We start from the raw sequence: 14,103 nt of genomic DNA on the forward strand, positions 1-14,103 counted from the left end.
GCCGTGACTGAATCATTGACTGATAACACCGAATATCCGAGTTTACTTGTCGTTGACGACGATATCGTTTTTTGTGATGTGCTGGCAAAAGCCATGACGAAACGCGGCTTCAGTGTGACATGTGCGCACACGATTGAAGCCGCATTAAAGCTGGCTGAGGCTTCAACACCTGAATATGCAATTGTTGATTTAAAATTATTCAGTGAATCTGGATTGGTTTTAGTCGAGAAATTAAAAGTGCTGGATCCCGGTACACGTATTGTCATGTTGACAGGCTATGCCAGTATCGCTACGGCAGTCGAGGCTATTAAGCTCGGTGCCACGCATTATTTGGCCAAACCAGTCGATGCTGACGAAATCATGGCTGCTTTTGAACGTACCACGGGCGAATCAGGCATACCCATCAGTGTAAACCCACTATCGGTAGGTCGACTGGAATGGGAATATATTCAGCGCATTCTAACTGAAAATGACAACAATATATCGGTCACTGCAAAAATATTAAATATGCATCGCCGTACATTGCAGCGCAAGCTGGCCAAAAGGCCTCATCGCGAATAAAAAGAATCTTCCTTCAATCGTGCAATTATCCGGATATCTTGCCCAACCATACGTAGGTCCTGAATTTTAAGCGTTTTCTTTTGCTCAAGACACACCAATTCGGTCAGCTTGAGCATGCCTTGTGCATCGTTACCAAGTAAATGGGGCGCAAGAAAAATAATCATCTCATCCACTAACCCTGCATCAACTAAAGCACCATTTAATCCGCTTCCCGCTTCAACCAATACTTCATTCATTTCAAAATCAGTAGCCAGCATTGTCATCATTTGCTTCAGATCGACTCTTTTCTCAGCATCTGGCAAAACGATAACCCGTACACCACTCTTAGCAAGGGCCACTTTTTTCTCCTGATTATCAGTATTGGCAGTAAAAATAATAACCTCTCCACCTTGCAGCAATTGCGTATCCAATGGCAAAGCCAAATGACTGTCCACAACGATTCTCTTGGGTTGGCGGGATGTTTGGATATGACGTACTGTCAGTTGAGGATTATCTGACTTTACGGTACCGATCCCTGTCACAACAGCACAGGAGCGCGCTCGCCACCGATGACCATCCTGTCGTGCAGCTTCACCCGTGATCCATTGGCTGGCACCATTCTTCAATGCAATTCTGCCATCCACGCTTGCAGCAGTTTTTAACCTGACCCATGGCTTTTTATGAGTCACTCGAGTAATAAAGCCTACATTAAGTGCATGCGCTTCTGCTTGCAACAAACCTGCTTGTACGGTAACGCCAGCTTGCTTCAATAGCGCGCAGCCGCGCCCATGCACCAGCGGATTCGGATCTTCCATGGCAATGACAACCCTTGCAATGCCTGCCTTAATCAAGGCATTAGCGCAAGGCGGTGTACGTCCATAATGACTGCAAGGTTCGAGTGTCACATAAGCAGTTGCTCCGCGTGCTGCCTCTCCCGCTGTGTTTAATGCATTAATTTCGGCATGGGCCTGCCCAGTCCGTTCATGCCAGCCACTTCCAACGATCTGGCCATTGCGTGCAATGACACACCCAACCCGCGGGTTGGGTGTCGTGCTGTAAAGCCCCTTCTCAGCCAACCGCAGCGCGGTGGCCATGAAAGCATAGTCAGTAGGAGAAAACATCCAAGGAATTGTTAAGATGTAAGAATCTCATCGATATGAATCATCAACATAGCGATCAATAAAATAAGCATCAAGCTAAATTAGATGCGCTTTTCTCGATTGCAATTACTGATCCGGTTTTTGCACTTCCTTGATCGCGTCATGAAAATCATCGACATCCTGAAAGCTTTTATAGACGGATGCAAATCGGATATAAGCCACTTTATCGAGCTTGTAGAGCTCCTGCATCACACTTTCACCTATACTGCGCGATGAAACTTCGCGTTCCCCCATACTTAGAAATTTCTGCACAATACGGTCAATTGCAGCATCCACATAACTGGTGGGAACTGGCCGCTTATGCAGCGCACGTTTAAACCCTGTCACCAGTTTGTTACGGTCAAATTCAGCCCGGCTGCCATCGTGTTTTACAACTTGAGGCAAACGTAATTCCACTGTTTCATAAGTTGTAAAACGTTTATCGCAAGCCTGGCAACGCCGCCGCCGGCGTATTTTCTGACCATCCTCACTGACACGGGAATCAATCACACTGGTGTCGTCTGCACAACAAAAAGGGCATTTCATACTGCATTAACATACTGCATTAAATCAGCAATAATCAGCTGAACAGATTTTCTTATCATTGCCCAGCTTGATGAGGCTATCCATAAACCGGAAATTTCGCACACAGCTGTTTCGCCTCAGTGGCTACGCGTGCCAAAACTGCTGAATCTTCAGGTGCAGCCAGCACATCGGCTATCAGATTGGCCAATTGTTCTGCCTCCAATTCTTTAAAACCACGGGTGGTGATTGCGGGTGAGCCGACGCGAATGCCACTGGTCACGAACGGTTTTTGTGGATCGTTGGGAATGGCGTTTTTGTTAACCGTAATATGCGCCAATTCCAGCGATTCCTCTGCCTGCTTACCGGTCAAATTCATCGCACGCAAATCAACCAGAAACATATGACAATCCGTCTGACCTGACACAATGCGCAAACCACGACTGGTGAGTACTTTTGCCATTACCCGCGCATTCTCAATTACTTGTTCCTGATAATTCTTGAACTCCTTAGTGGCTGCTTCCTTAAATGCAACGGCTTTGGCGGCAATCACATGCATCAAAGGACCGCCCTGGGTTTGTGGAAAAATGGCGGAATTGAGCGCCTTTTCATGTTCGGGCTTGGCCATAATAACACCGCCACGCGGACCACGTAATGTCTTATGCGTAGTACTGGTAACGAAATCCGCAATGCCGACCGGATTGGGATAAAAACCAGCCGCCACCAGTCCAGCGTAATGAGCCATATCCACAAACAGGTAAGCGCCTACAGCATCGGCAATCTTACGAAAATGTTTCCAATCAATGATTCGCGCATACGACGAAGCGCCTGCAACAATCATTCTGGGTTTATGTTCATGTGCCAATCGTTCAACTTCATCATAATCAAGTACTTCAGTATCTGGATGCAGGCCATAAGAAATCGAATTAAAAATTTTTCCACTCATGTTAACGCTAGAACCATGCGTCAAGTGCCCTCCGTGCGCCAATGACATCCCAAGTAAGGTATCGCCAGGCTTTAACGCTGAGAGGTAAACGGCCGCATTGGCTTGCGAACCAGAATGCGGCTGCACATTAACGTACTCTGCACCAAAGAGCGCTTTGAGTCGGTCAATAGCCAGTTGTTCCACCTGATCAGCGTACATACATCCGCCATAATAGCGCTTGGTTGGGTAACCTTCAGCGTATTTATTGGTCAGAACGGAGCCCTGAGCCTGCATAACCGCAGGACTTGCATAATTCTCCGAGGCGATTAATTCGATATATTCTTCTTGACGTCGCACCTCGCCTTTTATTGCCTGCCATAATTCTGGGTCGACACTTTCTATCGTTTGTTTCTGCGAAAACATAATGATACTAATCCTTTGAAATTTTTGGATACTGAGAAAATATGTATATTACCATTACCTGCTTGCGCACAGATAGCCGATCACAAAGGCAGCAAAGTAAGAGCAAAAATCTTCGATTATACGAATTTATCTTAATCTCAGATAATCTTCATCAGTGATCTTAGACCAATCCTTAGCTTTACTGAGAAATTCTCTTTGACTTTCAATAACTTTTTTGGCAAAAGTCGATTTCTCAGCAGCTTCAATCAGTAGCTCATTGTTGGCTTGTCTAAAAGCTTCCAGAACATCTTTCGGAAAAGTGCGAATTTTAATATCACCTTTTTTCTTCATCTCTTCCCATACTATGGTATTACGAAAAAAAGATTCGGCCAGCATATCAAAAGATACCTCTTTGGCAGCTATTGCAATAATTGTTCTTAAATCCTCCGGCAATACATCAAATTTATCCTTATTAATGAATACATGCAGCTCTGCCCCGGGTTCATGCCATCCGGTATAATAAAAAGGCGCAATTTTATGAAAACCCAACTTTTCATCATTAGCCGGACCGGCCCATTCTACTGCGTCAATAGTGCCGCGCTCTAATGATGTATATAATTCACCCGGTGGAACGCTCACCGGCTTCATTCCGGTTCTGCCAACAACTTCACCTGCATGCCCCGGGATTCGCATTTTCAATCCTTTTAAATCCTCAATCGAGTTGATTTCCTTTCTAAACCACCCGCCCATCTGCAAGTGAGTATTTCCTGCCGGGAACGCTACAATATTGTGACGCGCATACACTTCATTCAGCAATTCCAGACCGCCACCATAGTAATACCAGGCATTCATCTCGGTTGGATTCATGCCAAAAGGTGTTGTGGTAAAAAAAGTAGTGGCGGGATCTTTACCTTTGTAATAATAAGATGCGGTATGGCCCATTTCGTAAATACCAGAGCGGACCATATCGAAAATTCCGAGGGGTGCCTTATGTCTGCCGGGCGCATCTACAATGATGCGCATACGGCCAGCCGACATTTTTTCTATATTACTGGCGAAACGTTTTACACCATTATGTAGCATTGGTGTGCCTTCCGGCCAAGACATCGCCAGCCGCCACTGGTAAGTCTGGGCGGCAGCAGATTGTGTTAGGGATAAGAAAAACAGGGCGATAGCGATAAAAATAAAAGCTCTCGACGTGTATCCCATTCTTTCCTCAGGTGATATAGCAATGGAATAGCTTTTTCTTTCTTGTATCTGACTAGAATCAGCTATTGATCAAATGGTTGCGGTTTCTTCCTCAAACAAAAGTGTTACTTTGTCGTTACTATCGATATCAACAGTCACTTTCCCACCATGCACTAAGCGACCAAACAATAATTCATCAGCCAACGCACTGCGTATCGTATCTTGAATCAGCCGTTCCATAGGACGGGCACCCATCAGTGGGTCAAAACCTTTTTTGGCGAGATACTTACGCAATTTTTCTGTAAACGTTGCTTCCACTTTCTTTTCGTGCAGTTGCGTTTCCAGTTGGATCAGGAACTTATCAGTTACTTGCAAAATAATCTCCTGATTTAATGGCGCAAATGAAATAATTGCATCGAGTCGATTACGAAATTCAGGTGTAAATAATCGCTTAATATCAGCCATCTCATCACCCGCTGATTTTGATTCTCTAAATCCAATGGAAGATTTAGTCAGAGATTCGGCGCCTGCATTCGTAGTCATGATAATAATCACATTGCGGAAATCAGCTTTGCGTCCATTATTATCTGTCAACGTTCCATAATCCATTACTTGCAACAGAATATTAAAAATATCGGTATGCGCTTTTTCAATTTCATCCAATAATAAAACCGAATAGGGATGCTTAATCACTGTTTCCGTTAAAAGCCCGCCTTGATCATAGCCTATATACCCCGGCGGTGCACCAATCAGACGAGATACAGCATGACGTTCCATATATTCGGACATATCAAAACGATGCAAATGAACACCCAGTGCGTAAGCAAGTTGCCTAGCTACTTCTGTTTTCCCTACCCCTGTTGGGCCTGAAAAAAGAAACGAACCCACGGGTTTCTGCGGGTTTCCTAACCCACTCCTTGCCATTTTGATGGCAGCGGTCAACGATTCAATCGCATTATCCTGTCCAAAAACAATAGCCTTCATATCACGACCTAATGTTTTCAATTTATTACGATCATTAGAGGAAACATTCTGGGAAGGAATCCGTGCAATTTTAGCAACCACACTTTCAATCTCACCTTTACCGATAACTTTACGTTTCTTTGTTTTTGGCAATATACGCTGCGCAGCGCCCGCCTCATCAAGCACGTCAATCGCTTTGTCTGGCAAATGTCTATCATTAATATACCGTGCTGATAATTCTGCGGCAGAGATCAGCGCACCGGTAGTATATTTAACCTTGTGATGCTGTTCATAGCGTGTTTTCAAGCCGCGCAAAATAGCTATCGTTTCCTCTACACTGGGCTCGTTTACTTCTATTTGTTGAAAACGCCTGGATAGTGCATGGTCTTTCTCAAAGATTCCGCGATATTCACTGAAAGTAGTAGCGCCAATACATCTTAATTGCCCAGAACTTAAAACTGGCTTTAAAAGATTTGATGCATCCAGGACACCACCTGAGGCAGCGCCAGCACCAATTAATGTGTGAATCTCATCAATAAATAAGATAGCTGACGGATTATCGGTCAGTTGTTTCAATAACGTTTTTAAGCGCTGCTCAAAGTCTCCCCGATATTTGGTGCCTGCAAGTAAAGCGCCCATATCAAGCGCATAAACCTGATGCTTCAAAAGTAAATCGGGTACATTTTCTTCAACAATACGCTTTGCCAAACCTTCTGCAATTGCAGTTTTCCCAACACCCGCCTCACCAACTAACAGGGGATTGTTTTTACGACGCCGACATAATGTCTGTATAACACGCTCGATCTCTTTGTCACGCCCCACCAATGGGTCGATTTTATTAATTAATGCCAAATGATTCAGATTGACTGTGTAATTTTCTAGCAGCCCTCCTGAATTAGATTCATGCTCGCTGTCCCCTTCACTTCCAGTTTTAGCATCATTCTCGTGTGATACTTTTCGAATATTATGTGAAATATAATTCACCACATCCAGGCGTGTAACACCCCTCTGGTGCAAAAAATAAACCGCATGTGAATCTTTCTCACCAAATATCGACACCAGAACATTAGCACCGGTAACTTCTTTCTTTCCCGATGACTGAACATGCAATATGGCTCTCTGGATAACGCGCTGAAAACCTAAGGTAGGTTGTGTATCAACTTCTTCACTTCCAGTGATCACAGGCGTATGTCGCGCGATATGATCCAATAATACTGATCGCAAATCTTCAATATCCACCAGGCAAGCATTTAATACTTCGGCAGCACTTGCATTATCAAGCATTGCCAGTAATAAGTGTTCTACAGTAATGAATTCATAGCGTTTCTGCCTGGACTCTACAAATGCCATATGTAAACTGACTTCTAAATCTGGCGCAATCATTTCAATTCTCCTCCATCACACACTTCAGTGGGTGCTGATTCTTTCTTGCAAATTCAACTACCTGTTTGACCTTAGTGCTTGCAATATCACTTGTGTATACACCACACACACCAACCCCCTCCGTATGCACTTTTAACATTATTCGTGTTGCTTGCTCCTGATCCATATAGAAGAATATTTTTAACACCTCAACAACAAACTCCATAGGTGTAAAATCATCGTTTAATAATAAGATCTTATACAGTGGAGGAGATTTCTCTTTAATCTTCTCTTGCTTCTTTTTAAGTATAACGGGATCTGAGCCACTCTCCGCCATAATTGCCTTCCCTTTACCAATCTCTATAACGAAAATATGGGTATTAGTATAAAGATAAAGTACCTTATCACCAACATACTTGACGATTACGACAAAATTTTCAAGTATTTTAAAATAATTACTTCATTCAAATCATAAATATTATGTAACCGCTTGACTTTAACCCCAGATTTGCGTAAAACAGTACGTGGCGTTTGGCTTCAAGTTCTCTGCGGTATAGGTTTTATCCGTCAATGGTCTTGAAATTCAAATAGTATTAGGGTTTCCGGCCCAGTTTTTATATAGGAAGTAGAAATGGCAACAGGTACAGTAAAATGGTTCAACGATTCTAAAGGTTTTGGTTTTATTACTCCTGATGATGGAAGTGAAGATTTATTCGCACACTTCTCGGCAATCAACATGAGCGGGTTTAAAACACTCAAAGAAGGCCAAAAAGTGAGTTTTGATGTCACCCAAGGCCCGAAAGGGAAACAAGCCTCGAATATCCAGTCCGCTTAACTGTTTGTTCAGAAAATTGAAAACTGGCACGTAGACTTTTGACGTAAGATCTTAAAGATACATAGCAAGTTTAACCCCTTGCCATAAGGCAAGGGTTCTTTTACTAAATAGCGCTTAAGTTTTTAGCTTTTTTAATTCAAACGTTCAATCATTGAATCGCCAAATACTGAACAAGAAACCTGCTTAGCATTTGTCATTTGGCGCGCAAAATCATAAGTGACTATCTTATCCTGAATCGTAGCTTCCACTGCTTTGATAAGCATATCAGCTGCCTCTATCCAGCCTAAATACCGCAACATCATTTCTGCTGATAAAATAATGGAACCAGGATTTACCTGATCCTTTCCTGCGTACTTGGGTGCCGTGCCATGCGTTGCCTCAAAAATTGCAATAGAATCACTCAAATTAGCACCCGGTGAGATTCCTATTCCACCCACCTGAGCTGCCAGGGCATCCGAGATATAATCGCCATTCAGGTTCAAAGTCGCCACCACATCATACTCTTCCGGGCGTAATAAAATTTGCTGTAAGAAAGCATCAGCAATCACATCCTTGATAATAATTCCGCCATTTTGCTGTGGCAGTTTCATCCATGGACCTCCATCTAGTAACTCAGCTCCAAATTCCTGAGCAGCCAAAGCGTAGCCCCATTTTTTGAATGCACCTTCAGTAAATTTCATAATATTACCTTTATGCACCAAAGTAACTGACTCACGCTTATTATCTATCGCATACTGAATCGCTTTCCGAACAAAACGTTCTGTACCTTCTTTCGAAACTGGTTTGATTCCAATACCAGAAGTTTTTGGAAAGCGTATACTGGTCACTTCCATTTCCTTAATCAAGAAATCAATTACTTTCTTAACTGACTCTGATTCTGCTTCCCATTCTATACCCGCATAAATATCCTCTGAATTTTCTCGAAAAATCACCATGTCTGTTTTTTCAGGATTCTTTACTGGGCTTGGTACACCGCTAAAATAACGCACGGGTCTTAAACAAATATATAAATCCAGCTGCTGGCGTAGCGCCACGTTAATCGAACGAATACCTCCACCGATTGGCGTTGTTAAGGGGCCTTTAATTGAAACCACAAATTCTTTTGCTGCTGTTAGTGTCTCTTCCGGTAGCCACACATCAGCGCCATAAATTCGGGTTGATTTCTCACCTGCATAAATTTCCATCCATGAGATTTTACGGTGACCATCGTAAGCCTTTCTAACCGCCGCATCGACAACCTTCCGCATTACTGGGGTAATATCAATACCAATTCCATCGCCTTCAATAAAAGGAATAATGGGATTATCTGGTACATTCAATGAATCATCCTCGTTCACCTGAATTTTCTTACCCTCCACAGGTACTTTTATATGCTGGTACATAGCATCTCCAAATATAGGAATATCATTTCATACTCTTCGATAATTACGCTTACTCAAGTGAAAGAATCACAATAACAATACCGGCTTTTTTCTAACTAAGATTAATTTCGTAAATTCTGAATAAGATTTTCTTATCATCAGACTTCTTTTTAGAAAAAGCCGTAACTTCTCCGCTCGCTGCACGCTACTCTAGCTCTCTATCTCATATATTCTTTGTAATTTATAATTATACGTGCAAACCTCATACCTTTCTATGTGCGCAACAAGCCGTTATGCGAATTTGCTCAATCAAATATTTCAACTAAACAATAATTTTTTAGCCCAGAATCACATACTATAAAACAAGCTTCGTCAGAGATTTCAGCAAATCTCTATCTTTCCATAAAAACCAATACATTAAATAACAATAACTTGTACCCCAGCAATGAACCTAAATCTTCTCATACCTCACCTATTCTGGCCCGATACCTCACAGCCAGAAATTTATGATGACCTATCTATACCATCTTTAGAAACACTGCTGTCAAAAAGCACTTTTACACAGCATCCATCACAGGAAATGGAAATATGGTTATGCAAGGCATTTAATATCGCACAACAACAAAATAACTGGCCTATTGCGCCCATCATGCTAAACACTGATGGTCCCGATTTAGTAAAAGCGAGTAAAGATTTCTGGATGCGAGCCGATCCTGTACATTTGCGTATCGAACAAAACCACATTATGTTAGCTGATAGTCAAGCCTTTCAAATTTCTAAGGAGGAAGCTGAGCAAATAGTGCAGGATTTAAATCGCAACCTAAGTCATCAGTATGGCTTCTCACTTTTGCCATTACGCCCAGACCGCTGGTATATCCGAACATCCAGAACACCGGCAATGCAGACCTATACGCTCGGCCAAGTTACATGCATGAATATCAATAACTTTCTGCCAACAGGCAGTGAAAGTATTACCTGGCATAAAATTTTCAATGAAATTCAAATGTTGCTTCATGATCATCCAGTCAATCAAGCACGTGAATCTCGCGGAGAACTAACGATCAACAGTGTTTGGTTTTGGGGGGGGGGAGATATGCCTCAATCAATACAATCTCCTTATACACATATCTGGAGCGACCATGATTTACCTCGCGCATTAGCATTGGCCAGTAACATCAATTTTTCAAAATTACCGAGCAATGCTGACGAGTGGTTACACGCTGAAATAGCAGGAAATCATCTTATTGTATTGGATACCTTACTTGTGAAAGCCAAATACAGGAATGCCTATAGTTGGCATGAAACTCTGAAGAACCTAGAAAAAGAGTGGTTTTTTCCTTTACTTAAAGCCCTTAAAAAGGGAAAAATTGATCAATTGATCATAACAGCCCTTAATGAAAATTCATCTCAGGATTTTATAATAAGACGCTCAAGCTTATGGAAATTCTGGCTTTTGCCCCAGCCACTCCCTTCTTTTATCTCAAGGCATTAAATAAATACGATCATTAATTTTTTATGGCAGTAACTTACATTAAAACTCCGAGATATTGAGGATAAGGAATAGTCATGCACAAAACCTCCCTATTTAATGTTATCAAACCTTATCTAACTATTTGCACTGCCTTAATCCTTGCTATCACTCTTCTAATGGATACTTTTTTCTTCAATGTGCTCGCATTCCACTGGTTAGCGACATTATGGTTTTTCTTGATCTTTACACTCATAACAATGACTATTCAGGTGGCACGCACAGAAAAAGATATCAGAAGCTATTCAAATCAACTATTAATCGGTAAAGAAAGACTTACAAATGAAATAAAACATCGGTTATGGGCTGAAAAAACAGCGTCAGAGAGCAAAACAAAGTCATTGTTTATCGATGAAAATATTCCTGTCATGCTGGCCTATTTTAATGCTGATCTACGTTGTCGTTACCATAACCGAATCTTTCGTCGATGGTTTGGATTAAACCCAAGTCAGATAGACGGACGGCTCTTGACGGAATTTTCAGGTGAAGAATTCTTTGCTGATATTAAAAATTGCATTGAAGAAATTTTAGCTGGAAAAACAATCCATAATGAACGTATTCTTAGGTCAATCAAGGGGTTTCCTTACATTTTTACGGAACAATATGTTCCACATCTTGACAATAAAGGAAAAACAATTGGCTTCTATACAGTCCACACGCCCCGCATGCAAGAGAAAAATCATATTCCTTTAAAAAACAAAGCTGAAAACTCAATTAAAACTGAATTACACAAAATCAATGAAGCACTCATGAAAGGCAATGCCAATCCTCAAAATAAAACTTCCAAACCGGAAATCACTACAACGGCTTCACGTATCGTTCAAGCCATTGAAAGAGGAGAATTCAATCTTTATTATCAGCAAATAAATTCTATTAAGCCTACCATCGCCTCACCATTGCATTATGAAATTTTAATTCGCATGAATGAGGAAGAAAATAACCTGATGCCTCCCGACTCATTCTTACCCTTTGTCGATCAATTCAAAATGATGCCACAGCTGGATCGATGGATAGTAAGTCATATCATAGATTGGCTATCTGTCCAGCCAAGAATCCAATCAATATTTTGCCTGAATGTCGCCAAAGATACTTTAAATGATCATACTTTTCCTAGTTTTACTCAGAATCAATTACAAAAAATGAATGTAGCTGCCTCAAATCTTTGCTTTGAAATTGAAGCGTTAGATGCAGAAACCAACACTTCAAATGCAATTGTTTTTTCCAGAAAGATCAGTGAATTAGGCTGCCTACTCTCACTCTGCAGCTTTGACCATAACCCCAGCTCAATCGAATTACTTGATAAAATGAAAGTAGATTACCTGAAAATCGATGGTAGCCTGATATGCAATATTCTTCGTGACGAAGAGGACTTAAAGAAAGTAATTTCTATTAATCAATTAGCTCACAAAGCAGGAATTAAAACAATCGCTGAATTAGTAGAAACTGACGATATTCTTGCAAAATTACAAGAAATTGGTGTGGATTATGCTCAAGGGTTCGGTATTGCCAAGACTCACCCATTTAGAGATCTTTAATTATTTATATCATAAAAAAGAAGCAATTTTTAATAATTGCTTCTTTTAATATATAGAAATCTAATTGCTTACTACTAAGTGAAGAAGCTCAGCGCTCTATCAGAGCGCTTTGACCATATGCTCAACTACTTTTTTAGCATCTCCAAATATCATCATGGTCTTATCCATATAAAATAGATCGTTATCAAGACCAGCATAACCAACTGCCATACTACGCTTAACAACCATGACTGTGCGCGCCTTATGTACATCGAGGATAGGCATTCCATAAATTGGGCTGCCTGGAACATTTGCCGCCGGATTCACTACATCATTTGCGCCCAGCACCAACACAACGTCAGTGTTTGAAAAATCACTATTGATCTCTTCCATTTCTAGGACTTGTTCATAAGGAATTTCAGCTTCTGCCAGCAACACATTCATGTGTCCAGGCATGCGTCCTGCTACCGGATGAATAGCAAAACGTACATTAACTCCCTTCTCATGCAATAATTCAGCCAATTCTTTAACAGCATGTTGAGCTCTTGCAACTGCCAAGCCATAACCAGGAACAATAATCACACTATCCGCATTACTCATTAAAAAAGCAGCATCTTCAGCACTGCCGCTGCGATAGGTTTTTTGTACCCCACTATCTGCGGCTAAGGCACCACCATCACTGCCAAAACCACCGAGGATGACGGATAGAAATGGCCGATTCATGGCCTTACACATAATATAAGAAAGAATCGCGCCCGAGCTACCTACCAATGACCCAGCAATAATCAGCATTGGATTACCTAGAGAGAAACCGATACCTGCTGCAGCCCAGCCAGAATATGAGTTAAGCATCGATATCACGACCGGCATATCGGCACCGCCAATAGGCACAATGATCAAAAAACCTAATAGGAAAGCAATTGCAGTCATCCCAATAAAGGCAGTCCAGTTAGTTGTTTCACTGAAGAAGAACCACAAGCCGAATCCGATCATGATGATTGCCAGCAATAAGTTAATCATGTGCTGGCCAGTAAAAACAATCGGTGTCCCACTCATCCGCCCAGACAATTTTAGAAACGCAATGACAGAGCCTGACCATGTCATGGCACCAATGAAAGTGCCCAGGAACAGTTCCAGCTTACTACCTGCTGGCAAAATTTGCGGCAAACCGAATGAAACCGGATTATTAACAGCCGCAATTGCAATAAATACAGCCGCCAAACCGACCAGTGAATGCATAAATGCGACCAGTTCTGGCATTGCTGTCATCTGCACACGCTGCGCAACAATTGCACCAATAATGCCTCCCAGTGCAATACTGCCCAGAATCAAAGACCAGTTCTGAGTAAGCGTCAAGGTCGTGGCAACAGCAATCACCATCCCCACCATACCGAATAAATTTCCACGGCGAGCAGATTCAGGAGAGCTTAAGCCTTTTAGTGCCAGTATAAAAAACACTGAAGCCACTAAATACGCAAGTGCTACCATATTTGCTGACATTTATGCATTTCCTTTTTTTTCTTTTTTCTTGAACATTTCCAGCATGCGTTGACTCACCAGAAATCCGCCAAAAACATTGATTGCAGCCAATGTTACTGCAGCAGCACCCAACCAGACTCCCCAATCCGTTTCAGCCGGTCCAGCCGCTAACATCGCACCTACAAGAATAATGCCAGAAATAGCGTTAGTCACTGACATCAAAGGGGTATGCAGAGCCGGAGTGACGTTCCATACCACATGATAACCCACAAAGATTGCCAGCACGAAAACTGTTAAGTTGATAATAACGGGATCAATTTCACCGATCATAATTGCTCCTTAAAA

The 14,103-nt window shown here is 41.9% G+C and carries 13 protein-coding genes; 4 read left to right on the plus strand and 9 right to left on the minus strand.

From position 1 onward, the window contains the following. Nucleotides 1-3: 3 nt before the first annotated feature. Nucleotides 4-561, plus strand: coding sequence for a response regulator transcription factor (locus BM021_RS00190; protein ID WP_090717287.1), 558 nt, complete (start codon nt 4-6; stop codon nt 559-561). On the opposite strand, the gene ribD is transcribed toward BM021_RS00190, so the two are convergent. From ribD to clpS, 6 genes are all read right to left on the minus strand, one after another. Beyond that, the gene (gene ribD, locus BM021_RS00195) at nt 549-1,661 is read right to left on the minus strand and encodes a bifunctional diaminohydroxyphosphoribosylaminopyrimidine deaminase/5-amino-6-(5-phosphoribosylamino)uracil reductase RibD (RefSeq protein ID WP_090717289.1); all 1,113 of its coding nucleotides are present in this window, start codon (nt 1,659-1,661) and stop codon (nt 549-551) included. The genes BM021_RS00190 and ribD overlap by 13 nt on opposite strands. Nucleotides 1,662-1,766: 105 nt before the next feature. Further along, the gene (nrdR, locus tag BM021_RS00200) at nt 1,767-2,225 is read right to left on the minus strand and encodes a transcriptional regulator NrdR (RefSeq protein ID WP_090717292.1); all 459 of its coding nucleotides are present in this window, start codon (nt 2,223-2,225) and stop codon (nt 1,767-1,769) included. A gap of 76 nt (nt 2,226-2,301) precedes the next feature. Next, nucleotides 2,302-3,549, minus strand: a complete 1,248-nt coding sequence (gene glyA / locus BM021_RS00205; protein WP_090717294.1) for a serine hydroxymethyltransferase — start codon at nt 3,547-3,549, stop codon at nt 2,302-2,304. 126 nt (nt 3,550-3,675) lie between these two features. Further along, nucleotides 3,676-4,737, minus strand: coding sequence for a TRAP transporter substrate-binding protein (locus BM021_RS00210; RefSeq protein ID WP_090717297.1), 1,062 nt, complete (start codon nt 4,735-4,737; stop codon nt 3,676-3,678). Nucleotides 4,738-4,806: 69 nt separating this feature from the next. After that, nucleotides 4,807-7,062, minus strand: coding sequence for an ATP-dependent Clp protease ATP-binding subunit ClpA (clpA, locus tag BM021_RS00215; RefSeq protein ID WP_090717300.1), 2,256 nt, complete (start codon nt 7,060-7,062; stop codon nt 4,807-4,809). A gap of 1 nt (nt 7,063) precedes the next feature. Next, on the minus strand, nt 7,064-7,378 hold the full coding sequence (clpS, locus tag BM021_RS00220; protein ID WP_090717302.1) for an ATP-dependent Clp protease adapter ClpS: 315 nt from the start codon (nt 7,376-7,378) through the stop codon (nt 7,064-7,066). 294 nt (nt 7,379-7,672) lie between these two features. Between clpS and BM021_RS00225 the strand changes: the two genes are divergently transcribed. Next, nucleotides 7,673-7,876 (plus strand): cold-shock protein, encoded by a 204-nt coding sequence (locus BM021_RS00225; RefSeq protein WP_013964362.1) that lies wholly within the window; start codon nt 7,673-7,675, stop codon nt 7,874-7,876. 131 nt (nt 7,877-8,007) lie between these two features. Here BM021_RS00225 and icd read toward each other — a convergent pair whose 3' ends face one another. Then, entirely contained in the window at nt 8,008-9,258 is a 1,251-nt protein-coding gene (gene icd, locus BM021_RS00230; RefSeq protein ID WP_090717305.1) for an NADP-dependent isocitrate dehydrogenase, read from the minus strand. Between the two features lie 559 nt (nt 9,259-9,817). Between icd and BM021_RS00235 the strand changes: the two genes are divergently transcribed. Both BM021_RS00235 and BM021_RS00240 read left to right on the plus strand, forming a co-directional pair. Next, nucleotides 9,818-10,729: a phosphoglycerate mutase gene (locus tag BM021_RS00235; RefSeq protein ID WP_256207689.1), complete on the plus strand. Its 912-nt coding sequence runs from the start codon at nt 9,818-9,820 to the stop codon at nt 10,727-10,729. A 74-nt stretch (nt 10,730-10,803) separates the two neighbouring features. Beyond that, complete coding sequence (locus BM021_RS00240) at nt 10,804-12,300, plus strand: sensor domain-containing phosphodiesterase (protein ID WP_090717309.1); 1,497 nt, start codon at nt 10,804-10,806, stop codon at nt 12,298-12,300. Between the two features lie 99 nt (nt 12,301-12,399). On the opposite strand, the gene BM021_RS00245 is transcribed toward BM021_RS00240, so the two are convergent. Further along, the gene (locus tag BM021_RS00245) at nt 12,400-13,779 is read right to left on the minus strand and encodes an NAD(P)(+) transhydrogenase (Re/Si-specific) subunit beta (protein ID WP_090717312.1); all 1,380 of its coding nucleotides are present in this window, start codon (nt 13,777-13,779) and stop codon (nt 12,400-12,402) included. After that, nucleotides 13,780-14,088: an NAD(P) transhydrogenase subunit alpha part 2 gene (locus BM021_RS00250; protein WP_090717315.1), complete on the minus strand. Its 309-nt coding sequence runs from the start codon at nt 14,086-14,088 to the stop codon at nt 13,780-13,782. Nucleotides 14,089-14,103 lie beyond the last annotated feature (15 nt).

The organism is Nitrosomonas sp. Nm166 (assembly GCF_900112825.1).
In the GTDB taxonomy this organism is placed as follows: Bacteria; Pseudomonadota; Gammaproteobacteria; order Burkholderiales; family Nitrosomonadaceae; genus Nitrosomonas.